The following is a 481-nucleotide window of genomic DNA, read 5'->3' as shown; positions in this document are numbered from 1 at the left end:
ATTTTTTTGTTTATGTACTTCTGGAGAAGCATGGATATTCAAAGCATTCTTGATAAAACCCTGCCCGGCTTGGGCTACGAGCTAGTCGATTTCGAACTGACCGCACAAGGAGATTTGCGCGTTTTCATCGATAAAGAAGGCGGCATTACCGTCGAAGACTGCGCCACTGTCAGCAACCATCTGAGCCGCGTGTTTATGGTTGAAGACATCGACTACAAACGTTTGGAAATCTCCAGCCCGGGCCTTGACCGTCCGTTAAAAAAAGCCGCCGACTTTGTGCGCTTTGCCGGCCAGAACGCCAAAATCAAAACACGCCTGCCGATTGATGGTCAGAAAAACTTCATCGGCCGCATCGAATCCTGCGAAAACGACATCGTTACCGTCTCTTTCGATGGCAAAACCGCCCAAATCGAATTGAGCAACATCGACAAAGCCCGTTTGCGCCCCGAATTTAAATTTTAAAAACCGATTACTTGGAGAT

1 protein-coding gene is annotated in these 481 nt (G+C 47.8%); it reads left to right on the top strand.

Annotation, left to right across the window (positions count from 1 at the left end; all coding sequences use genetic code 11):
• Positions 1–30 precede the first annotated feature (30 nt).
• Entirely contained in the window at positions 31–462 is a 432-nt protein-coding gene (rimP, locus tag ACTHUT_RS21770) for a ribosome maturation factor RimP (RefSeq protein WP_003685973.1), read from the top strand.
• The last annotated feature ends 19 nt before the right edge of the window (positions 463–481 follow it).

The sequence above is a fragment of the Neisseria sp. P0022.S010 genome (assembly GCF_051956635.1).
Note: the sequence above shows the minus strand (reverse complement) of the source record. Positions and strands in the feature narration are given on the sequence as shown.